The sequence below is a fragment of the Paenarthrobacter aromaticivorans genome (assembly GCF_019038615.1).
GTDB classification, from domain to species: domain Bacteria; phylum Actinomycetota; class Actinomycetes; order Actinomycetales; family Micrococcaceae; genus Arthrobacter; species Arthrobacter aromaticivorans.
Genome location: NZ_JAHOPC010000017.1, coordinates 11,918 through 33,902 on the forward strand (window position 1 = coordinate 11,918; position 21,985 = coordinate 33,902).

Sequence of the window (21,985 nt, forward strand, 5' to 3'; positions counted from 1 at the left end):
GCTGTACATGGGTCAAGAAAGCGTTTACTTTGGTACGGAGCCGCTGATCACCAGGATCCACATCCCGGCGAGTCAAGGGGTGCCGCCGAGTGAACGGCGGCGTCCCGGAAGGCAAGCATCAACCACACTCGTACTCCGTGGATGGCCACGATGACCAAAGGAGACCACATGGCCGCTTATGAACATACGGGGACGCCGAAAGGCGTTCGCGGTCAGGCAGGAGGGAAGCGATGAGCGCCATCGGCGAACTCTCCACAATGACGCGCCGCAAGGGGCCCATGACCAAGGAGGAGAAGAAAGCGAACGGTCGCGACAACAAGGCCGCCTATGTTTTCCTGCTTCCGTGGCTGATCGGCCTCGTGGTCATCACCGTGGGTCCGATGCTGATGTCGTTGTACCTGTCCTTTACGGACTACAACCTTCTGCAACCACCGCAGTGGGTGGGAATCGACAACTTCGTCCGCATGTTCGGCGATGCTCGACTCCATAACTCCTTGCGCGTTACCTTCACATATGTGCTGGTAGGCGTGCCGCTCCAGCTGGCTGTGGCCCTGGTGATCGCGCTGGTCCTGGACAAAGGGCTTCGTGGCCTTCCGTTCTACCGTTCCATCTTCTATTTGCCGTCGCTGCTGGGCGGATCTGTGGCTGTCGCGATTCTTTGGAAGCAGATCTTCGGCACCACCGGCCTGGTGAACCAGGTCCTCGCCATGATCGGCATCCAGGGGCCTGGATGGATCTCGGATCCAAACACGGCGCTCGGCTCCATCATCCTGCTGCACGTCTGGACATTCGGCAGCCCGATGATCATCTTCCTGGCGGGCCTGCGCCAGATCCCGAACATGTACTACGAGGCCGCCGAAGTTGACGGCGCCACCACTTTGCAGAAGTTCTGGCGGATCACGCTGCCGATGCTGAGCCCCATCATCTTCTTCAACCTGGTGCTGCAAATCATTGGTTCGTTCCAGTCGTTCACGCAGGCGTTTATCGTCTCCGGCGGAAACGGCGGACCATCCGACTCCACCATGTTCTTCACGCTGTATCTGTACCAGAAGGGCTTCGGTCAGTTCGATATGGGCTACGCCTCGGCGATGGCCTGGTTCCTGCTGGTCATTATCGGCGCCTTCACTGCCATCAACTTCATCGCTTCAAAGTATTGGGTGTTCTACGATGACTAAAATCCAGACCCTGCCGCCCGCAGCTGAGGGCCAAAGCAGCAAGACCAGCAAAAGCCCGCGCCGCCGCGAATCGCCAGGAAACCTGGCCTTCAGCCGCAACGCCCGCATCAAAGGACTCATCAAGCACGCCATCCTGATCCTGGTTGGCGGGATCATGATCTATCCGCTGCTATGGATGGTTGTTTCCTCGCTGCGGCCCAATGACCTCATTTTCCGCGAACCCGGCCTTTGGCTGAACAACCTGGAAATGAGCAATTACACCGATGGCTGGTCTGCGCTGACGCACCCCTTCGGGCATTACATGATCAACTCTGCGATCGTCGTACTCGGCTCGATCGTCGGAAACCTGATCTCGTGCTCCATGGCCGCCTATGCCTTCGCCCGGCTGCAGTTCAGCGGCAAAAAGCTGTTCTTCGGAATCATGCTGCTGACCATCATGCTGCCCTTCCATGTTGTGATCGTGCCGCAGTACATCCTGTTTTCGCAGATCGGTTGGGTGAACACGTTCTGGCCGCTGATCGTGCCGAAGCTCCTGGCAACGGACGCGTTCTTTGTGTTCCTCATGGTGCAGTTCATCCGTGGCATTCCGAAGGAATTGGATGAGGCTGCCCGCATTGACGGCGCCGGGCATCCGAGGATTTTCCTCCGGGTCATTCTGCCTTTGATGGTTCCGGCCCTCGCCACCACCACGATCTTCACATTCATCTGGACGTGGAACGACTTCTTCGGTGCACTCATCTACCTGACTGATCCGGACATGTTTACTGTCCCCGTAGCGCTTCGCGCTTTCGTTGACTCGCAGTCCGCTACCAGTTGGGGATCACTCTTCGCGATGTCCATCGTGTCCCTGTTCCCCGTCTTCCTTGTCTTCCTGTTCGGCCAGCGGTTCCTCATCAAGGGCATCGCAACTACCGGCATCAAATAGGGCAGTTGGGAGTCCCAGGGCTTTCGCCCGACAAGTTATACAAGCTGAGATCTTGTAATACAAGATTGTGGCTTGTAGCATAAAATCCACGCAAGAAAACGCTTTCTCATTCGCATCAAGATCAAAGAGGATCGGAGACAACAGTGCCGGTATTTCCAAAGGGTGAAGGAATCGCCCCTGCAGGTGCTTCCAAAGCCCGCGCAACGGCCGCGCGGTCCAAGCGGCGGCTTCGCGCCTCGGCCATTATCGCTGCCACAGCTGCAGCCGTTCTGGCGCTGAGCGCTTGTGGCGGCGGAGCAGAACAAAAGAGTGCCGACGGCAAGGTGGAGCTCCGCTTCTCCTGGTGGGGTGGCGACAAGCGTGCGCAATTGACGCAGCAAGCCATCGCGGCTTTTGAGGCCGAAAACCCCAACATCAAGATCAAGGCCGAGTATGGCGACTGGAGCGGCTACTGGGACAAACTGGCCACTCAAGTTGCTGCCAACGATGCTCCGGATATCATCCAGATGGACGAAAAGTACATCACCGAGTACTCCACTCGTGGGGCGCTCCTGGACTTGTCCAAGTATAAGATCGACACCTCCAAGATGGACGAAGCCGCGTTGAATGCCGGCAAGGGTTCCAAGGGGCTCACTGGCATTGCAGCTGGCATCAACGCTGCCACCATCCTGGCCAACCCGGCGGTCTTCAAGGCTGCGGGCGTCGCACTTCCGGACGACAAGACCTGGACGTGGGAAGACTTCGAACGCATCGCGGCTGAGGTCACCAGCAAGTCGCCGAAGGGAACCTATGGCGCTGCTGCATACGGCACCGACGAGGCGTCCCTGGGTGTGTGGCTGCGCCAGAACGGCAAGTCCCTTTACACCCAGGATGGCAAGCTTGGCTTCGAACCCTCGGACATCGCGGGCTACTGGGACTTCCTGAAGGAACTCAGCGAGAAGAAGGCCGTTCCGTCGGCATCCGAAATTGTTGAGGCCGAAGCTGCGCCGCTGGATCAGAGTGGCCTGGCAACCGGCAAGAACGGCATGGCGTTCTGGTGGTCCAACCAGTTGCCGGCGCTCGAGAAAGCTGCGGGCGGCGAACTGCAGATCCTCCGCTTCCCGTCCAAGACTGGCAAGGCCGCTGATACGCAGCTTTGGTACAAGGCTTCCCAGTTCTGGTCTGCATCCTCCAGGACCAAGCACCCTGAAGAGACGGCTAAGTTCATCGACTTCCTGACGAACAACGTCAAGGCCGGAGAAATTCTGCTGGCTGACCGGGGCGTATACCCCAACTCGGACGTCCGCGAAGCAATCGCTCCCAAGCTGGCGGCGCCGGACACCAAGGTGGTCAACTTCATCAGCGAGATCCAGCCCGAACTCGGCGAAGCCCCGGCCGCACCGCCGAAGGGCGCAGGTGCCATCCAGGAAATCATCAAGCGCTACTCCTCGGAAGTCCTGTTCAACAGGCTCTCCACAGAGGAAGCCGGTAAGAAGGCCGTGGACGAGATGAAGTCCGCGATCGGAGCCTAGCTTTCCGGAAGCAACTCACCAAGAGAACCGCGCCCCGGGCGAATCATTCGTGATCCGCCCGGGGCGCGGTTTTTGCGCGCGCGCACCCAACTGGGTAGCAGCAGTGCGCGTTTTGAGGGGTCTAAACGCGCACTGCTGCTACCCAGTTGGGTTGGGTTAGTCTTCCGCGATAACTGCCACGGCTCCGGCGGGGACCACACCGCTGAAGCGCGCTCCGCTCAGCAGCTCGTCGCCGTCGGCCTTCACCGTCACGTCCGCGCGGCTGTGGTTGATGGCGAAGAGGAAGCTACTGCCATCCGCGGATCGCCGCCGGGCGAGTTCGACGCCGGCAGAAGCCTCGGCAACGGCCGTCACCCCAGCTTCCTCCAGCAGCCGGGCAGTGAGTGAATCGATGCCGTCGGCGTCGGGTAGTGTCGCAAGGTACCAAGCCGCCCCGGCCCCGGTGGATCTGCGGGTGAGGGCGGGGACGCCGTCGAGCGGGTAGTCCGTAAAGGTAGCCAGGACCTCGGCTGGTGCGCCGCCAGATTCAGCCACGTGAACGTGCTCGCTCCACACGGAACCAACTGTTCCATCGCTGAGGGTGACTGTGCTGCCAGGGAAGAGCGGATGGAATTCCTCGGTTCGGATTCCCAGTAATTCGCGGAAAGCTCCCGGGTAGCCACCCAACCGAACGTGGTCCTGCTCATCCACGATGCCGCTGAAGTAGCTGATGAGGACCGTTGCGCCGCCCTCTGCTGCGGAAGCGATAGAGGCGGCCGCAGAATCCGTCACGGCGTAGAGGGTGCAGACCAGGATGAGATCGTAGCCTGAGAGGTCGGCGGAGGGGTGGACGAAGTCCGTACTGACACCACGCAGGTACAGAGATCGGTGGAAAGCCCGCATGGTTTCCAAGTACTTCAGGTCCTGGCTTGGGTGCGAATCCAGCTCGGAGGCCCACCATGCTTCGTAGTCAAAGACGAAAGCAGCCCTCGACTCCACGCGGGAACCCTTCACGGATTCCATCTTGGACAGGGCATCGCCGAGCTCCACCACGTTGCGCCAGACCTGGGTGTCGCGTCCGCCGTGCGGAACCATGGCTGAGTGGAATTTTTCAGATCCAGCCTTGCTCTGGCGCCACTGGAAGAACATGACGGCGTCGGCGCCGCGGGCCACGTGGGCCAGGGAGTTACGGAGCATTTCCCCGGACATCTTTGGCTGGTTATGGGATTGCCAGTTGACCGCCGATGTGGAGTGTTCCATCAGGATCCACGGTTCGCCCCCGGCCACGCCGCGCGTGAGGTCAGCGCTGAAGGCAAGCTCGATTTCCCGTTCAGGATCGGCCGCCACCAGGTAATGGTCGTTCGCGATCACGTCCATGTCCTTGGACCAATCGAAGTAGTCCAAGGTTTTGGTGGCACTGGAAACCATGAAGTTGGTGGTGGCCGGGACGTTGGGTGTAACTTCGCGGATTACTGCCAGCAGGGCGCGGTAGTAATCGATGAACGCCCACGAGTTGAACCGTGCAAAGTCCAGCTGCTGTCCGGGGTTAAGGGTGGTGGGTGCGGCACCGGGCGGGATGATTTCCTCGAACGAAGCGTAGTGCTGGGACCAGAACGCGGTTCCCCATGCCTCGTTGAGGGCCTCGATGGATCCGTACCGGCGTTCCAGCCAGGCCCGGAATGCGGCAGCGTCTTCTTCACCGTGGAACTCGCCAACATGGCAGCCGAGCTCATTGTCCACATGCCACAATGTCAGCGCAGGGTGGTTCTTGTAGCGTTCGGCGATGACCCTGGTCATCGCGGTTGCGTACCTGCGGTACACCGAGGACGACGGCGTGTAGTGCCGTCGCGAGCCGCGTTCCAGCCTTGTTCCTTCCGCTGTCACAGGAAGGATTTCGGAGTGTTTCCTGGCCAGCCAGGCCGGCGGTGATGCGGTGGCCGTAGCCAATGCCACTTTGATGCCGGCTTGGTGGAGGTTGTCCATTACGTCGTCCAGCCAGCCGAAATCGTACTGGCCTTCCATCGGTTCCAGTAGGCCCCAGGAGAAGATGGCGACGCTCAGGAAATTGACCCCCGCTTCCTTCATCAGCTCGATATCTTCACGGCGGACGTCTTCGGGCCATTGCTCAGGGTTGTAGTCGCCGCCGTAGGCCAGGCCGTTGATGCTGGTCCATACGGACGGGGTTCCGGACGGGCTTTCCGAGGGGCTTTCGGACGGGCCTTCGGATGGGCCTCGGGAGAGTTCAGGGGAGGGCAAAGGGACTCCTTGGTCAGGTTCGGCAGTGCGGGATAACTGTGGAGCTTGGCTGCTATCAGGTTAGGCGAGGATCTTGGAAAACGCTTGCCCAGATTCCCGATTGAGGATATTGTATCGATTCAGAACGAGTGTAAGCGAGGTCACTCTCCCTGTGGGAGAACCGAACAGGCTTGCACCAACTGAGCAAGGAGGCTCTCATGATCAACAGAAGGAATTTCCTCACCACGGTGGCCCTTGGCACTGCATCTGCGGCGTTCCTGTCCGCCTGCGGCCAGTCTTCATCGTCCAGCAAGACGGGTTCTGCCGAGAATCCCGTGACCATCACGTACACCTGGTGGGGCAACGACGACCGCGCCGAACGCACACGCAAGGCGATTGCACTTTTTGAGTCCAAGAATCCGGATGTCAAGGTCAACGGCAACTTCACGGACTTCGCTGGGTACTGGCAGAAGCGCGCCACGGAAGCTGCCGGTGGTGGCCTGCCGGACGTTATGCAGTGGGACCTGTCCTACCTACGCGACTATGGTCAGCGGAACCAACTACTGGACCTGGGCACGGTAAAGATCAACACGGATGCCTTCGACAAGTCACTCCTGCCTTCGGGCCAGATCCGTGGAAAAACTTACGGTATCCCCACCAGCACCAATGCGTTCGCTGTCTACTACGATCCCGCCAAGCTCAAGGCCATGGGCATCGCCGAGCCTGACGGAACGTGGAACTACAAGGAGTTCAACTCTTTCCTTGCCGAGGTGGGGCAGAAGGGCAACGGAACGTTGTTCGGCGGCACGGACTACACCGGTGTCTGGTGGATGTTCAACATCTGGCTGCGCCAGAACAACATTCAAGCCTTTACGGACGAAGGCAAGCTCGGGTTCTCCAAGGACGACCTCAAGAAGTGGTGGAACACCACCGCCCAGCTTCGGGGAACCCCGGCGATCGTTGGCGAAGACAAGACGACGCAGCTGCTGCCGAAGTCCCCGTTCGGCTCAAACGTCACTGCCACGGAAGTCACGTGGGACAACTTCATGGCCGGTTACCTCGGCGATAGTGGTGCCAAGGAACTCAAGCTTGTGCCGGTTCCCTCCGATAACTCCGACAACTTGGGACTCTTCCTCAAGCCGTCCATGCTGATGGTGGCCAGCGCCAAGACCAAATACAAGGATGCTGCTGCCCGTTTCATCGACTTCATGGTTAACGATCCCGAGGTAGGCCAGATCTTCAAGACCTCCCGTGGTGTTCCTGCGTCCAAGACCCAGCGCGACGGAACCACCTTTGAAGGCACAGACAAGCTGGTGGTGGACTACGAAAAGTCGATCGAGAAGTACCTCAAGGATGCTCCGGAGCCGCCCATCGTCGGTTTCGGCACGCTTGAATCCTCATTCAAGCGCGTCAGCTCGGACCTTAACTACGGCAAACTCACCATCGACGGTGCTGCAGATGCCTGGTTCAAGGAAGCCGAAGACCTTATCAAGCAGAATGCCTGATCAGACATTCGTGTCTGGCCCAGGCTTTCCAACCGACGGACTGATCTCGTGACTCAAAGCCCAACCCTGAGCAGGCGCTCCCAGTCGACCGCTCCCTTGCAGCAGCGCACATCGCGGCGGCGAGGGGCGGACGCCCGCGCCGGCTACACCTTCCTGCTTCCTTGGCTGCTCGGATTCATTGCCCTGACCGTGGGTCCGATGATTTCCTCGCTGTACCTCTCCTTTACCAACTACAACCTCTTCGATCCCCCCAAGTGGATAGGCCTGGACAACTACGCCACGCTCTTCCAAGACGAACGTTTCCTGCAGTCCGTGGGAGTAACCCTCAGCTATGTAGTGTTCGGTACCCCTTTGAAGCTCGCTGCGGCCCTGGCGATCGCCATGCTGCTGAACAGCAAGCGAAAGGGACAGGGGTTCTACCGTTCTGCGTTCTACGCTCCCTCCCTGATCGGTGCCAGTGTTTCCATCGCCATTGTCTGGAAGGCGATGTTCGGCGATTCCGGTCCCGTGGATGAGGGCCTGTCCTTCTTCGGGATCAACCTCGGCGGTTGGGTGGGCAATCCATCCATGACGATGCCCATGATGATCCTTCTGACGGTCTGGCAGTTCGGCGCTCCGATGGTGATTTTCCTGGCCGGGCTCAAGCAGATTCCTGCCGATCTCTACGAGGCAGCCTCGATGGACGGCGCCGGTCCGGTCCGTAAGTTCTTCAACATCACCTGGCCCATGCTTTCCCCGGTGATTTTCTTCAACCTGCTGATGGAAACCATCCACGCGTTCCAGATCTTCGCCTCTGCGTACATCATCTCCAATGGTGAAGGCGGCCCAGCAGGCTCCACCCTCTTCTACACCCTCTACCTGTACTTGCGCGGTTTCAGCGACTTCCGGATGGGCTACGCCTCGGCCATGGCCTGGCTCCTGGTGATCGTGGTCGGCATCATCACGCTGATCTTCTTCAAGACCTCCAAGTCCTGGGTCCACTACAGCGGTGATTCAAAATGACAACAATGGCAACCCCTACCCAGTCCACGCCCGCCACTCCAGCCCCGGTGTACAACCCGAAGTCCGAGTCGGGCACAGCCAAGCGCATCAAAAGCATCATCTTCCACATCGTTGCCTTGGCGCTCGTAGGGGTAGTCCTCTACCCGGCTCTGTGGATGGTGGCCTCGTCCTTCAAACCGAACTCCGAAATCGGTGGTTCCACCACCCAGCTATGGTCCAACAACTTCAGCTTCGACAACTTCGTCACGGCCATGGACGGCATCGGCGGGGTGTCCACCCTGACGTTCTTCACCAACTCCCTGATTCTGGCCGTCGGCGCAGTAGTCGGCACCATCCTTTCAGCGAGTGTCTCAGCGTACGCTTTTGCCCGCATCAACTTCCCTGGCCGCGGAATCTTCTTCGGCATGATGATTGCCACCTTGCTGCTCCCGTTCCACGTGGTGATCATCCCGCAGTACATCGTGTTCCAGCAGCTTGGCCTGGTAGACACCTATGTGCCCCTGTTGATCGGTAAGTTCCTGGCCGCCGACGCGTTCTTCGTCTTCCTGATGGTCCAGTTCATGCGCAACCTTCCGGCAGAACTGGACGAGGCCGCCCGCATCGACGGCGCCGGACACGTCCGCATCTTCGGCTCGATCATGCTGCCGCTCATGAAGCCTGCATTGATCTCGACGTCGATCTTCTCCTTCATCTGGAGCTGGAACGACTTCCTGGGCCCGCTGCTCTACCTGAACACCCCCGAAAAATACCCACTGCCACTGGCTTTGCGGCTCTTCGTGGACCAGACCCAGAGCTCGGATTATGGAGCGATGATCGCAATGTCCGTTCTTGCGCTCCTGCCCGTGTTGGTCTTCTTCCTGGTTTTCCAGCGCTACATCGTAGAAGGCGTTTCAACACAGGGCCTCAAGGGCTGACGGACACGGAAGGCTGAAGAACAGAATGAGCGTCATGGACACAACAGGAAAGTCCTCCTCGGAGAAGCCGGCCATCTCGGTCAACCGATTTGCTCTGTTCTCCGAGACCATCCTCGCGGGAGTCATTGTGCTCCTCCTATCCGTCCCGTTGGTGACGGCGCCGGCCGCCTATGCTGCCGGCGTCGCGCATCTTGAACGGCACCTCAGTGGCAGGGATGACTCCCTTCGGAGCCTTTGGGGCAACTTCCGCCGTGCACTTCCCGGCAGTTGGAAGATCGGAATCACGACGGCGGCAGCCGCCGTCGTGATTGTCCTTAACCTGTTGCTCGCACTGGTGGGGCAACTGCCCGGGCGGGCACTGATCCTGCCCGCGACCTTGATTCTGGCGGCCGCAGCCGCCGTGCTCCTGCTCAGGATCGCCGGCAACTGGAGCGGCGGAGTGATCTGGGCGGGGGACGCCGGCGGCAAGTCCACGGATCTTCCCGGCCCACAGCAGCGGTGGCGGCTTGCCTACTCCCAAGCCAAAACTGATTCGTTCCGTGATGGGAGCGGTTCGCTGTTGCTCCTCGCCGCGGTTTTCGTGGCAGTCGTTTTTGTGTGGATGCTGCAGGCACTCTTCGTCATTGTTCCCGGCATGCTGATCCTTGCCGCGGCTGCCGTCAAGATCAGGGCCGCCAGCCGCACCCAAATCTGAGAGTGCATCCGACAACCTGCTGAATCGAGCTGACCACCCCGTGTCACCGCGTCCGTTGCCACCGCGCCGTCCCTCTGACAAGACCTCGAACTCCGCCGGCAAAGACGCCGCCTCACCAAGGCCCCGCTCCGCCGAAGCGTGGCACTACCCACTCCGCCACCACAATTACCGGATCTTCGTGGCGCTTTCGCTGGTCGGCAGCGGCGGTGTGTGGATGCAACGACTCGCCCAGGACTGGCTTGTCCTGCAGCTCACTGGAAGCCCGGCTGCGGTGGGATTGGCTGTGGCACTTCAATTCCTGCCCATGCTGGTGGTTGGTCCCATCAGTGGTGTGCTGGTAGATCTCTTTCCGAAGCGCCGAATCCTCATGGTGTGCCAGTCCGTAGCTGCACTGCTGGCCGCTGGACTAGCTGCTTGGAATGCCATGGGCGGCACGGACGTGTGGGTTGTCTATGGCTCCTGCATTGCTTTAGGAATTACCAGCTCCATTGATGGGCCCGCCCGGCAAGTCTTCGTCAATGAGGTGGTAGGTGATGCCGGACTACCGGCGGCGATTGGCCTCAACAGTGCGATAGGTCAGCTGGGTGCCATGCTCGGTCCCGCCTTGGCCGGCGTCGTCATTGCCCAAGCTGGCCCAGCCGCTGCGTTTGCGACGAACGCGGGGATCGGGCTGGCCGTTTTGGTGATGATCGCTCTTATCCGGCCAGCTGAGCTTCATCACGCACACGACCCCGACGGCCCACCCCGGGGTAAGCGTGGACAAATCCTGGCCGGCTTCAAGTATGTGAGTGCCAGGCCGCAGCTTCTTCTCATCATGCTGTTGGCCGGCCTCTTGGGAGCATTCGGGATGAACGGTCCCGTGGTCCTCGCAGCATTCGCTGACCGTGTGTGGCACAGCGGTCCCGCCGGATTTGGGCTCTTCAACATGGTCAGCGCCTTGGGAGCCTTGGTGGGCGCGTTGGTGGCCAGCCGTATCAAGCGCTTTGGGCGCAAGGGCATTGTTGCCAGCGCCGGGCTCTTTGGCCTGGCCCAGTTACTCGCTGCTCTGATGCCCACGCAGGAGTCATTCGTGGTGATGCTCATTGTGGTTGGCTTCATGACGCTCATGTTCCTTACCAGTGCAGCCACCAGCGTCCAACTCGAAGCCGGTGCAAGCGTGAGGGGCAGGGTCTTGGCCCTTTACTTTCCACTTCTCTTGGGTGGGCACGCCCTGGGAGGCTTGCTCGCCGGCTGGCTCACGGAAGAATTCGGCGTCCGGGCGGGCCTTGTGGTGACGGGAGCTCTGGGTATGGTGTCAGCGGCAGTGGTAGGTGCGATCCTGTGGCGCCAGCGCGTTGCTGCGCGAGATGGCATTTGATGACAGTTGAGACGGGGCGTCTTCAGGTGGCCAGTGCAACACCCTGTAGGTGTTTGTGGAGGGTGTTTTGGCGAAGAAGGTGTCGTGGTCGGTTCGTGGGCGTGCTTATCGTCGATTGCTGGACGGTGAGTCCACCCTTGAGGTTGCTGCGGGCATAGGGATGTCCAGGCAGGTTGTGTCTCGATGGGCGAAACTAGCGGGCATGGAACTTGTGTCCGGCCCGGGTGGTGGCCTGCTTCGTCCAACTGCTCCGGATGCTCTTTCGCGGAGTGAAGAGCGGAGTTACCGGCGGCTGACTTTGGAGGACCGGGCATATATCAAAGCCTCTCTGGATTTACCCGAACCGTGTTCTGTGCGGCGGATCGCCAGGGCCTTGGGTGTGCATCCATCAACGGTGTCCCGGGAAATCCGTCGACACAGTATCGAGCACTGGGGTAAGTATCATTACGACGCCAAAGTAGCCCAACACCGGGCACTCACGCGCCGGACCCGCACCAGTACCGCAAAGCTCTCTGCGGGAACGGCGGTGTGGAACGAGGTCGTGGCACGCTTGAACCAGCGTTTTTCACCCCAACAAAGCGCTGCAGATCTTAGGAAAAAGTTCCCCGAGCGGCCGGAGATGCACGTGTCCCACGAAACCATCTACCAGGCCCTCTAGGTTCAAGGCAAAGGTGCGCTGCGGCACGAACTTACCGTGGAGAAGGCCCTGCGCTCCGGCCGGACGGGCCGTAAGCCCCAGTCCAAGTTGCCCGCCAGGAACACGCGGCCCTGGCTCGAAGGTGCCCGGCTGAGCGACCGGCCCGCCGAAGTCGATGACCGTGCCGTGCCAGGGCATTGGGAAGGGGATTTGGTCGTGGGTCCAGGCAATTCCGGGATCGTCACCTTGGTCGAGCGGTCCTCCCGATTCACTTTGCTGGGCCGGCTGCCGGGAGTCCGAGACAGTGCCACGGTCATCGAGGTCATGCAGAAAATGATCCACACCCTGCCCCAGGCGATGCTGAAAACGATCACCTGTGACCAGGGAACAGAAATGGCCCAACATGCCACCTTCACTGTCGTGACCGGCTGCCAGCTATTCTTCTGCGACCCGCACTCACCCTGGCAGCGGGGAACGAACGAGAACACCAACGGACTAGTCCGCGACATCCATCCCAAAGGGACGAACTTCAATCAAGTCAGCGACGAAGAACTCGCCCACACACAGCACCTGCTCAACATCCGACCACGACAAACACTCCAATGGGACACCCCATCTGAAAGACTGGCCAAACTAATCGATGGTGTTGCACTAGCCAGTTGAAACCGCCCGGGAAACATTGCCATCAAATGCCATCTCGGCGGACCAACTCCTCAATAGCCTCCACGCCCAGGGTTCCGTCACTGATCCAGACCGTGTTTGTACGCGTGAGTGACGTACCGGCAGCAAGTTCCACCGCGGTATCCCACGCCAGGGCCGAACCCACGGCAGGGTACTCACTGCAGCGAACAAACCATGGGTCCGCCGATTCGGCAGGTGCGGCAAACACCAAAGTGGCCGGGCCGCCGTCGAACTCTCCACTCCACGCAAGCCAGGGAGCAACCGAACCATGCACCGCAGCTTCACCTTCCGCAGTGGCGGAGAAGACGCGTGGGGAATCGTTGGTGGGGAGGCGCCAGAAGAAGCCGCCATAACCACTGCCCGCGGCACCATGCGAACCAGGACTGCCCAGTGAGACATCCACGACGGCGGTGAATTGCGTCTGGATATCGAGTCGCCAGGTGTTGGAGTCCAGAAGCGTTCGCTGGTAGCTCCGTTGCTCTTCGAGGAGGAGGGGGCCGTCGGCCGCGAGCCAGTGGAGGTCAAGCGTGGTTTTGTCTTCCTCGCGACGTACGCCATTGACCTTGATGCGGCCGTGGTCCCGCAGATCCATATATTTGCCAGCGGCGCGCCGATAGCTTCGACCACCCCAGAAGTTGCTTCCGTTGACATCCTGAAGGGCGAACCCGGCACCGAGATGCCATACGTGATCCACAGGCATATGTTCGGTCACTACGATCCCTGATGGCGTCGTAACAGGGTGGAGATAGGGACGCGGCGAAAGCTCTGGTTCCAAGGCGTCGCCAGCGCGGAAGACTGCAGAGGGAGAGTCGCTACGTGCGCCGAAGAGGGGCTCAGCGGTAGCGTCCTTCCGCGCCCAGGGAAGCCCGAGCTCGGAGAAGGTTGCATGAGCGCGGGCTGCCCGCTCCAGGATTTCTTCTATCCCATGAATCACGGCATGCGCTTGTTCGCCTACGCCTACCCATTCCACGTATTGCGGAGGAATGAGTGCCGGTGCCTCAGCGGTGCGGATGGCCTCAAGGACGCGCATGAAAGCACCGCTTTCATCCAAGGGGCTCAGCAGCGCAGTGCCGTGGGACAAATGGTGGAGCAGGTTTTCGGTGAGGTCTTCACGTCCGAACGTGTGCGCCATTTCGCCCGCTTCGGTGCGGACTGTCACGCGGTCTTCGGTGTAGTGGAACACGGCCGTTCCTTCGGTCCCATGCAGCGTGACGTAGGGTTCCACTGACTCGGTGGCGCACAGCGTCAGGGCGCACGTGATGGGCAGCCCGTCCACCGTCCGCATGCGAATCACCGAGGTATCGTCCGCCTCGATGTCGTTGGCCCGGTAGAGATCCGTCTCCACGGTGGCGAGGTCTTTTGCTGTCCGGGCTCCGGCGATATGGAGGGCAGTGGCTATCGCGTGGGCCAAGGGATTGGTGGCGACGCCATCCACTACGTCAACTCCGCCGAGGCTGCGCCTTCCGGCCCACCTCGAGCGTTTGTAATATGCGCGGTCCCGGACCCAGCGCCCTGTGGCCGTAATGCCTTTGAGCGTCCCAATGCCTGGGAGTTCTGCCGAAGGCTCCCCGCTGGCCAGTTTTTCCAGCGCGGTGAGTGCATGGGAGCCCAGGCTTTGGAACCCGATCTGGACGCTCCGGCCAGCTGTTGCCGCTGCCTCCTGGAGCCGGATGAAGTCGCTCATGGAAGCGACCGGAGGCTTTTCGAGATAAAGATCTGCGGAGGAAGCCAGCACGGAAAGAGCCAAGGGGGCGTGTGTCTGGATCGGAGTTGCCACAATGATCACGTCCGGCTGATGGCCTCCTCCAAGCAGCTCATCCAGATCGGAGTGGACGGCCGTGGAAGGCGGCAACGTGCCTGGGGCCGGGGGATTCGGGTCTGCGACTGCAACTAGATCCACCACGCCCTCCGAACTGAGCCTTTCCAGGTTCTGAAGGTGATGGGCGCCGAAGCCATGAACCCCTACCAGGGCGATCCTTGCCGGTGCAGCCCTGAGGGTGCCGGGACTTTTCGCCGACCCGGCCGAAGTGGTTTCCATGATTCTCCTCTGCTGGCTGGCAACTGCTGGCGACTACCTCAAGGCGTGCTCGATAAGGCGTTTCTCAAGAGGCCCGGCGCTTCAGGCTATCTCCCGCAAGGTACACTCGGCAAGCGCTTTCCAATAGCTGGTTCTGCAAGTGTAGCGCGATCCTTCCTTGAATGTAACGATTCAAATCAAACCTTGACCGGACGTGGCCGGTCAGTCTAGATTGCGGTGAAACCGTTTACTTGTGATGTGGCGCACCCGGTCAAGTCCCGATTGGCTGGGATCGGTGACCGAGGCGAGATTGCAAGGTGATCGCCGCCGCCAGATATTTGGGTGAGTTCTGCAACGATGGAGAAAGGGAGCGCCATGACTTCTGGGGGATTTGGCTTTCGGGCCTACACGTTCTTCGACACACTCCTGTGGATCGCCTGCCTGAATATGCTCTGGATCGTCTTCACGCTGCTGGGTGGCGTGGTGCTGGGTATAGGACCTAGCACCGCAGCTGCCCACATCCTGGTTCGTGAGAAGGTGCAGGGAAGCGCCACGCCTTTGATGCGCCGCTATGCCAAGGAGTACTTCAAGAACTTTGCGAAGGGCAATGCCCTCGGCGTTCCGGTCTTGGTAGTTGCAGCGGCCTTGGCCCTGAACTGGGGCTATTTTTCTGCTGGCTGGGATCTGGGTTCGCAAGTGGCATCGGCCGCGATCCTCCTGGCTGTCCTCTTTGCGGCCGGAACGTTGTGCTACCTCTTTCCGATGTTTGCCAGATATGAACTCACGCTTCCCCAGTACTTTGTGATGTCGTCCCGGTTTGCCATGCGCCACCTCGCGGGGACCGTCATACTCCTGTTCGTAACGGCGGCCGCCGTATTCGCCTGCCGCTCACTTCCCGGCCTTGTGCCGTTCTTCGCTGTTGGTGCTTGGCTCTATCTCACCGGCTGGTTGTGTGACCGGTTCTTTGCCGCCAATGACGACTCCATGGCTGCCAAGGAAACGGACCCTGCGGCAGCAGTTGTCCTCGTCTCTGGCGATCAAGCGACCATCACGGCAGCCAGCCCCCTGACCGCCCCTTCCACTGACAAGGAGACCAGTCTTGTTTGAGGCCAGTCGCCAAGGTCCGCCCGCAGGCGCGGGCCGTGTCCTCCATCGATCCCTTGATATCCAAGGGCATGCCGAACTTGTCCAAGGAGGCCCCGAGCCGGGCGCAGATTCTCCTGGCGTGACCATTAATGAAACGTATCAAGATGCGAACGGCCGTCACCTGTGGAGCCTGAAACGCTTCCCCGGCGTGGCCCCGGAATCGTCAATCGACAACAACCCCGAAGAAGTGGAGTAGGAAATGATCCGTAGAAAACCAACCCTGGCGGCCGCCGTCGTCGTCTCTGCCGCCTTGGCCCTGACCGCCTGCGGTGGCGAACCGCCGGCGTCGGACCTCTCATCCGTCAAGATCATGGCGCCCTTCCTGGAAGCGCAGCCGCCAACCCCGGACGGCGCTGTGCAGAAGAAGCTTGAAGAGCTCACAGGCAAGGACATCAACATCTCCTGGGCGCCCAACGCCTCCTACGAGGACAAGATGAACATCACCTTGGCTTCCTCCGACATCCCGCACGTCCTGGTGGTGCAGGGCAAGTCTCCGGGCTTCGTGAAGAACGCCGAAGCCGGGGCGTTCTGGGACCTCACCGACAAACTCAAGGACTACCCGAACCTCAAGACGACGTTCCCCGAAGTCCAGCAAAACGCCAGCGTCAACGGCAAGGTTTACGGGGTTTTCCGGGCTCGTAATCCGATCCGCGCCGCCGTGATGTTCCGCCAGGATTGGCTGGACAAGTTGGGCCTGAAAGCGCCGCAGACCACAGAAGACCTGTACAAGGTGGCCAAGGCATTCACCGAACAGGATCCGGATGGCAACGGCCAGAACGATACCTACGGCATCACGATTCCCAAGTGGGGCGCACTGGGCACCAACAGCCCCTACGACATGATCGAGACCTGGTTCGGCGCCGGAAACCGCTGGACCGAGCGGGATGGCAAGCTGGTGCCGAGCTTCGAAACCGAGGAATTCCTGCAGGCTGATCGCTTCATCAAGAAGATGGTGGACGAGAAACTCATCAACCCCGACTTCGCTACCTTCGATCCCACCAAATGGAATGAGCCCTTCTTCAACGGCAAGGGCGGCATTATTGTCGACGTCGATTCCCGGGTCAGCGTGCTGATCAACCTTTTCAAGCAGGCCAACCCGAGCGACTTCCAGAACAAAGTGGGCTTCGTGGGCAGCCTGAAGGGCCCGGACGGTGAACTGCACGCCCACCCGACCGATGGTTACTCCGGCTTCCTTGCCATCCCCAAGTCCAGCGTCAAAACCGAAGCCGACCTGAAGAACGTCCTGACATTCCTGGACAAACTCAACAGCAAGGAAGTTGCCGTCCTGATGAACAACGGCATCGAGGGAGTCAACTTCACGGTTGAGGAAGGACTGGCGGCCACCATCAAGCCGGAAACGCCGGAGGGCAAGGTAGTCAACACCGACATCAAGAGCTACGCACAACTCGGAACCAACGTCACGGGGAACAACTTCTACCCAGTGAAGCAGGCGTCCGAGTACGAGCAGAAGGTCTTTGACGATCGCGTTGCAGTGATGGCGAACGACCTCAAGAGTGCCGTGTACAACCCGGCCGCAGCCTTCGTTTCGCCCACGTATGTGGCCAAGGGCGCGCAGCTGGACAACATCGTGGCCGACGCCCGCATCAAGTACCTGGCTGGGCAGCTGGACGAGCAGGGCTTAAAGGATGCCATCAAGCTGTGGAACACCAGCGGCGGTGACAAGGTCAAAGAAGAGATAAACAAGCTGTGGCAGGACACCAAGAAGTGACCGCCCCGGTCGTCGAAGCCAAGGCCCCGGAGCGGGCGGCAAGCACGCCGCCCGCCCCGGCGCGGCGACGCAGCTTTGCAGTCCACTTCGCGCATTACAAATGGTTGTATCTACTGCTCCTGCCCGGCGTGGCGTACTTCGCAGTGTTCCGGTACGGTCCCATGTACGGTGTTTCCATCGCCTTCAAGGACTACGTTCCATTCCTGGGCGTCAACGGCAGTCCTTGGGTGGGTCTAACCAACTTCACCGACTTCTTCGCCAACCCGGACTTTCCGCGGTTGCTGGGGAACACATTGATCCTGGCGTTCCTGAACCTGGGGATCGCCTTTCCGCTGACCATCGTCCTGGCATTGCTGCTCAACGAGGTCCGGCTTTCGGTGCTGAAGCGAACCGTCCAGACACTCGTCTACATCCCGCACTTCCTGTCCTGGACCATCGTGGCGTCGCTGAGCTTCCTGCTCTTCGCCTTGGACATCGGACCGTTGTTCCAGTTCGTCAACGGGTTGTTCGGCACCAATGTGGACATCCTGTCCGATCCGAACTGGTTCCGGCCGCTGATTGTGCTTCAAGAGATCTGGAAGAACACCGGTTGGGGAACCATCATCTTCCTGGCGGCACTGGCCACCGTGGACCAAGACCAGTACGAGGCCGCAATTATCGACGGCGCCGGCAGGTTCCGGCGCGTCTGGCACATCACCTTGCCCGGCATTCGGTCCACCATCATCGTGATGCTCATCCTGGCCATCGGGCAGATGCTCAACACAGGCTTTGAGCAGATCTACCTCATGACCAACGCACTCAACCGCAGCGTGGCCGACGTCTTCGATACTTACGTGTACTTCGTAGGCATCACCCAAGGCGCCTACAGCTACAGCACCGCCGTCGGGCTTTTCAAGTCTTTGGTGGGCATAGTACTGATCTTCGGCACCAACTGGCTGTCCAAGCGGTTCAACCAGAGCGGACTTTTCTAATGAAGATTCACAACACGCGTGGCGGTCGGATTTTCGATGCCGCCAACTACGTCTTCCTGACACTGATCGGCATCATCACACTGTTGCCTTTCGTCTACGTCCTGGCAGGATCCTTCGCCAACGAAGCGGAAATTACCCGGCGGGCGTTCTTCGTTTGGCCCGAGCAATTCACGCTGGGGGCGTATGAGTACATCTTCTCCACGCCGTCCTTTACCAAAGCCCTGATCACCACCGTGCTGGTCACGCTGGTTGGGACGCTGGTGCAACTGGTCCTCACGGTCACCATGGCCTACCCGCTGGCGAAACGTGGACTTCGTGGCCGGAAACTGATCCTGTCCCTGGTGGTTTTTGCCATGGTCTTCTCAGGCGGCATGATTCCAACGTTCCTGCTGGTCAAGGACCTGGGCTTGCTGAACAGTTACTGGGCTCTTATCCTGCCTGCGGCCATCAACCCGTTCAGCCTGATCATCATCAAGAACTTCTTCCAGGAGCTCCCTGCCGAGCTCGAGGAATCAGCCAAGATGGACGGAGCTACGGAGATTGGAATCCTCTGGCGGATCCTGCTGCCGCTGTCCAAGCCGGTATTGGCCACGTTTGCGCTTTTCTACGCTGTGGGTATTTGGAACGACTTCATGTCCCCGCTTTTGTACCTCAGCGACAACAACATGTGGACGCTTCAGATGTACCTGCGTCAGGTCACCGCTGCATCGGATCTCCTTGGCACCGGCAATGTGGATCCGTCATACATCCCGCCCGAGCAAGGCATCAAGTTCGCCGTGATCGTGGTGGCAACCTTGCCCATCCTCATCTTCTACCCCTTCCTGCAGAAGCACTTTGCCAAAGGAATGCTGATCGGTTCGGTTAAGGGGTAGCAGCTCCTGATGAAAGGAAACTCATGAAAATACTCCTCGCGGGCGACTCCACCGTGGCAGCCTGCCCGAGTTACGAATACCCGATGAGTGGTTGGGGAGCCCACCTCGCCTCCGAAACCTATTGGTGGGCTGCCGTCCACAATTACGCGAAGGGTGGTGCCACCACGGAGTCGTTCCGCGATGAAGGCCTTTGGCATCAGCTGCTGGACCAGACCGTTAAGGGCGACCTCGTGCTGGTCCAGTTCGGGCACAACGACCAGAAGCGGGAGCACCTCGCCGCGCGAACGGGCTACACCGACAACCTGAAGCGGATGGTGGCCGATGTCCGTTCCAAGGGTGGTGTTCCCATTCTTTGCACGTCGGTGGAGCGCCGGAACTTCCTCGATGGAACGCTGCTGGAGACGCTGGGTGACTATCCCGCCGTCGTGCGTGAACTTGGCGTGGAGCTGGGGTTGGACGTCTTCGACCTCAACCAATGGACCCGTGCGCTGTACGAGGAGCTGGGGGAGGAGGGGTCCAAGGAGTTGTTCTTCCACTTCGCTCCCGGCGAGCATGCGCATTGGGCCGGGGGCCTTGAGGACAACACGCATTTCCACGAGACGGGTGCGCGCCGGATTGCGGGTTACGTCGCGGAGCAGCTCGAAGCGCTCGGCTACGGGTTGGCCGCTGCCCTCAAAGCTGGAGTGGGCGCTTGATCTACTCCAACCCCTTGCGGGGTCCTTCTGATATCGCTGGTTGGGTCGCCGAAGGGCCGGTCCAGTATGGAACGTACGACGACGGCGGGCCGGCCTTGGGCGGCGACGGAACCAGCGCGCTTCTCCTTTCCGGTACACTCGACGCGGAGGAACATGGAGACCACGCGCACTGGACCCTCTGGTGCCCTGAGGAGACACCGGACCATGTCCGGATCAGGTGGGAGTTCCTTCCGATTGAGGAACCAGGCCTGGCCATGGTGTTCTTCTCCGCGCGGGGGCACGACGGCAAGGATCTGTTCTCTGCTTCCCTCGCTCCGCGGACCGGTTACTACCCGCAGTACCACTCAGGGGATATCGATGCCCTCCACATCTCCTACTTCCGCCACAAATACGCCACGGAGCGGGCCTTCAGGACGTGCAACCTGCGCAAAAGTGCCGGCTTCGAACTCGTAGCGCAGGGAGCGGACCCGCTTCCTCCAGCCGATGACGCTGACGGCTTTTACAGGATGGAAGTCATCAAAGATGGCCGCCGTGTTGCCTTCTCGATCAATGGATTGCCCCTGTTCGATTGGCTAGACGCGAGTCAGGAACCCTTGGCTGGCGGCTACTTCGGAATCCGCCAAATGGCCCCTCTACGGGCGGCTTACCGAAACCTGTCCATTACTCCCTTGTAGTTCCCCGTCCTGGTGACCGGCGACACAACCCTATGACGTAGGATGTCCTCATGCCTCTCTTTGACCTGCCCCTTGAGCAGCTCCGTAACTACACCTCCAGCGCAGTTCCGCCTACTGATTTCGAAGCCTTCTGGGACCGCACCATCGCCGAGGCCAGGGCCTTGCCGCTGGACGCCGTCTTCGAACCCGTCGACAACTATCTCGCCGTGATCGACACCTTCGATGTCACCTTCTCCGGCTTCGGGGGAGATCGCATCAAGGGCTGGCTGCACGTTCCCTCACACCTGGAAGCAGGGCAGCAGATTCCTGTCGTCGTGGAGTACATCGGCTACTCCGGCGGACGCGGGCTGGCCAACCAGAACACCCGGTGGGCGCAGGCTGGATACGCCCACTTCATCATGGACACCCGCGGTCAGGGCTACGGCGGCGTCTCCGGTGACACCCCGGATCCGCACCCATCAGCTGGTGAAGTCAACTATGCCGGGCTCATGACGCGCGGTTCGGGGCACCAGGACGATTACTACTACCGCCGGGTCTACGTGGACGCCTTCCGCGCGGTAGAAGCGGCGCAGAGCCATCCCGCCGTCGACCCCTCCAAAGTGGTGGTGGCCGGGATCAGCCAAGGAGGTGGCATTACCGTGGCGGCCGCTGGGCTGGCCGGCGGAAGGCTCGACGGCGTGATCGCCGCGCTGCCCGACGTCCCCTTCCTGCAGGACTTTCCCCGTGCGATCGACATCGCGCCCCGCGGGCCCTACCCCGAAATTGCAGGTTTCCTGGGGCGGCACCGCGAAAAGTACGAGCCCATGCTTGCCGTGCTGAACTACTTCGATGGCGTGCATCTCGGCCGGGCCGCTACGGTGCCTGCGCTCTTCTCGGCAGCGCAGATGGACGATATTTGCCCGCCGTCAACGGTCTTTGCAAGCTTCAACAATTACGGTGTTGCAGGAGGTGCGCCCGCTAAGGACATCGAGGTATACCGCTTCAACAACCACGAGGGCGGCCAGGAACACCACTGGATCAAGCAGCTCCAGTTTCTCCGCAAACTTTTGTCATCATGACGGACCCAATTTGCCCGGTTTGACGAACCGCGGTTATGGTGTGGCTATGACTAACCGTTGGTATGCGTATTTTTCGTTGGCTCTGGAGGGGCCCGCGTCTAACTGACACGCATCCAACTTTCCTTCAGAGCCAGCAGGGCAGAGATCATTCTCTGCCCTTCGCCATATCCGGCGGGTTCTGAAAAGGGGCCCGCTCCGCATCCGGAAC

The 21,985-nt window shown here is 60.3% G+C and carries 18 protein-coding genes and 1 pseudogene; 17 read left to right on the plus strand and 2 right to left on the minus strand.

Going from position 1 to position 21,985, the window contains the following annotated elements; genetic code table 11:
• Window positions 1-230 precede the first annotated feature (230 nt).
• The 3 genes from KSW38_RS20590 (at window position 231) to KSW38_RS20600 (ending at window position 3,611) form a co-directional block, all read left to right on the plus strand.
• The gene (locus tag KSW38_RS20590) at window positions 231-1,175 is read left to right on the plus strand and encodes a carbohydrate ABC transporter permease (RefSeq protein WP_216926818.1); all 945 of its coding nucleotides are present in this window, start codon (window positions 231-233) and stop codon (window positions 1,173-1,175) included.
• Complete coding sequence (locus KSW38_RS20595) at window positions 1,168-2,100, plus strand: carbohydrate ABC transporter permease (RefSeq protein WP_216926819.1); 933 nt, start codon at window positions 1,168-1,170, stop codon at window positions 2,098-2,100. Before KSW38_RS20590 ends, KSW38_RS20595 begins: the two co-directional genes overlap by 8 nt.
• A gap of 143 nt (window positions 2,101-2,243) precedes the next feature.
• Window positions 2,244-3,611, plus strand: coding sequence for an ABC transporter substrate-binding protein (locus KSW38_RS20600; RefSeq protein ID WP_216926820.1), 1,368 nt, complete (start codon window positions 2,244-2,246; stop codon window positions 3,609-3,611).
• 156 nt (window positions 3,612-3,767) lie between these two features.
• Here KSW38_RS20600 and KSW38_RS20605 read toward each other — a convergent pair whose 3' ends face one another.
• Window positions 3,768-5,753, minus strand: coding sequence for a beta-galactosidase (locus tag KSW38_RS20605; protein ID WP_308169458.1), 1,986 nt, complete (start codon window positions 5,751-5,753; stop codon window positions 3,768-3,770).
• Window positions 5,754-6,043: 290 nt separating this feature from the next.
• Here KSW38_RS20605 and KSW38_RS20610 point away from each other — a divergent pair, with 290 nt between their 5' ends.
• The 6 genes and pseudogenes from KSW38_RS20610 to KSW38_RS23900 all read left to right on the plus strand — a co-directional run bounded on the left by KSW38_RS20610 (window position 6,044) and on the right by KSW38_RS23900 (window position 12,597).
• A complete protein-coding gene (locus tag KSW38_RS20610; RefSeq protein WP_216926822.1) occupies window positions 6,044-7,330 on the plus strand; it encodes an ABC transporter substrate-binding protein in 1,287 nt (428 codons plus the stop codon).
• Between the two features lie 48 nt (window positions 7,331-7,378).
• Window positions 7,379-8,332 (plus strand): carbohydrate ABC transporter permease, encoded by a 954-nt coding sequence (locus KSW38_RS20615; RefSeq protein ID WP_216926823.1) that lies wholly within the window; start codon window positions 7,379-7,381, stop codon window positions 8,330-8,332.
• Complete coding sequence (locus KSW38_RS20620) at window positions 8,329-9,246, plus strand: carbohydrate ABC transporter permease (RefSeq protein ID WP_216926824.1); 918 nt, start codon at window positions 8,329-8,331, stop codon at window positions 9,244-9,246. The genes KSW38_RS20615 and KSW38_RS20620 overlap by 4 nt, the downstream gene beginning before the upstream one ends.
• 25 nt (window positions 9,247-9,271) lie before the next feature.
• Window positions 9,272-9,940, plus strand: coding sequence for a Poxvirus protein I5 (locus KSW38_RS20625; RefSeq protein WP_216926825.1), 669 nt, complete (start codon window positions 9,272-9,274; stop codon window positions 9,938-9,940).
• 40 nt (window positions 9,941-9,980) lie between these two features.
• Window positions 9,981-11,297 carry an MFS transporter gene (locus KSW38_RS20630; protein ID WP_428982416.1) on the plus strand — a complete coding sequence of 439 codons (1,317 nt, stop codon included), beginning with the start codon at window positions 9,981-9,983 and terminating at the stop codon, window positions 11,295-11,297.
• A gap of 67 nt (window positions 11,298-11,364) precedes the next feature.
• Window positions 11,365-12,597: pseudogene (locus KSW38_RS23900) on the plus strand (IS30 family transposase).
• Between the two features lie 22 nt (window positions 12,598-12,619).
• Here KSW38_RS23900 and KSW38_RS20645 read toward each other — a convergent pair.
• A complete protein-coding gene (locus KSW38_RS20645) occupies window positions 12,620-14,653 on the minus strand; it encodes a DUF6807 family protein (protein WP_216926828.1) in 2,034 nt (677 codons plus the stop codon).
• A 354-nt stretch (window positions 14,654-15,007) separates the two neighbouring features.
• Here KSW38_RS20645 and KSW38_RS20650 point away from each other — a divergent pair, with 354 nt between their 5' ends.
• From KSW38_RS20650 to KSW38_RS20685, 8 genes are read left to right on the plus strand one after another with little or no spacing between them, the layout of a single operon-like run.
• On the plus strand, window positions 15,008-15,739 hold the full coding sequence (locus KSW38_RS20650; RefSeq protein ID WP_216926829.1) for a YesL family protein: 732 nt from the start codon (window positions 15,008-15,010) through the stop codon (window positions 15,737-15,739).
• Window positions 15,732-15,974, plus strand: a complete 243-nt coding sequence (locus KSW38_RS20655) for a hypothetical protein (RefSeq protein ID WP_216926830.1) — start codon at window positions 15,732-15,734, stop codon at window positions 15,972-15,974. Before KSW38_RS20650 ends, KSW38_RS20655 begins: the two co-directional genes overlap by 8 nt.
• Before the next feature lie 3 nt (window positions 15,975-15,977).
• Complete coding sequence (locus tag KSW38_RS20660) at window positions 15,978-17,507, plus strand: extracellular solute-binding protein (protein ID WP_216926831.1); 1,530 nt, start codon at window positions 15,978-15,980, stop codon at window positions 17,505-17,507.
• Window positions 17,504-18,478, plus strand: coding sequence for an ABC transporter permease (locus tag KSW38_RS20665; RefSeq protein WP_216926832.1), 975 nt, complete (start codon window positions 17,504-17,506; stop codon window positions 18,476-18,478). The genes KSW38_RS20660 and KSW38_RS20665 overlap by 4 nt, the downstream gene beginning before the upstream one ends.
• Window positions 18,478-19,350, plus strand: a complete 873-nt coding sequence (locus KSW38_RS20670) for a carbohydrate ABC transporter permease (RefSeq protein ID WP_216926833.1) — start codon at window positions 18,478-18,480, stop codon at window positions 19,348-19,350. The genes KSW38_RS20665 and KSW38_RS20670 overlap by 1 nt, the downstream gene beginning before the upstream one ends.
• A 23-nt stretch (window positions 19,351-19,373) precedes the next feature.
• Window positions 19,374-20,045, plus strand: a complete 672-nt coding sequence (locus KSW38_RS20675; protein WP_216926834.1) for a rhamnogalacturonan acetylesterase — start codon at window positions 19,374-19,376, stop codon at window positions 20,043-20,045.
• Entirely contained in the window at window positions 20,042-20,719 is a 678-nt protein-coding gene (locus KSW38_RS20680; protein ID WP_216926835.1) for a DUF1961 family protein, read from the plus strand. The genes KSW38_RS20675 and KSW38_RS20680 overlap by 4 nt, the downstream gene beginning before the upstream one ends.
• Window positions 20,720-20,769: 50 nt before the next feature.
• Entirely contained in the window at window positions 20,770-21,777 is a 1,008-nt protein-coding gene (locus KSW38_RS20685) for an acetylxylan esterase (protein ID WP_216926836.1), read from the plus strand.
• Window positions 21,778-21,985 lie beyond the last annotated feature (208 nt).

Bases quoted from the DNA above. Each gene is read 5' to 3' on its own strand.
- KSW38_RS20590 (WP_216926818.1), top strand. From the start codon at position 231: ATGAGCGCCATCGGCGAACTCTCCACAATGACGCGCCGCAAGGGGCCC.
- KSW38_RS20595 (WP_216926819.1), top strand. From the start codon at position 1,168: ATGACTAAAATCCAGACCCTGCCGCCCGCAGCTGAGGGCCAAAGCAGC.
- KSW38_RS20610 (WP_216926822.1), top strand. From the start codon at position 6,044: ATGATCAACAGAAGGAATTTCCTCACCACGGTGGCCCTTGGCACTGCA.
- KSW38_RS20620 (WP_216926824.1), top strand. From the start codon at position 8,329: ATGACAACAATGGCAACCCCTACCCAGTCCACGCCCGCCACTCCAGCC.
- KSW38_RS20625 (WP_216926825.1), top strand. From the start codon at position 9,272: ATGAGCGTCATGGACACAACAGGAAAGTCCTCCTCGGAGAAGCCGGCC.
- KSW38_RS20645 (WP_216926828.1), bottom strand. From the start codon at position 14,653: ATGGAAACCACTTCGGCCGGGTCGGCGAAAAGTCCCGGCACCCTCAGG.
- KSW38_RS20650 (WP_216926829.1), top strand. From the start codon at position 15,008: ATGACTTCTGGGGGATTTGGCTTTCGGGCCTACACGTTCTTCGACACA.
- KSW38_RS20660 (WP_216926831.1), top strand. From the start codon at position 15,978: ATGATCCGTAGAAAACCAACCCTGGCGGCCGCCGTCGTCGTCTCTGCC.
- KSW38_RS20670 (WP_216926833.1), top strand. From the start codon at position 18,478: ATGAAGATTCACAACACGCGTGGCGGTCGGATTTTCGATGCCGCCAAC.
- KSW38_RS20675 (WP_216926834.1), top strand. From the start codon at position 19,374: ATGAAAATACTCCTCGCGGGCGACTCCACCGTGGCAGCCTGCCCGAGT.
- KSW38_RS20685 (WP_216926836.1), top strand. From the start codon at position 20,770: ATGCCTCTCTTTGACCTGCCCCTTGAGCAGCTCCGTAACTACACCTCC.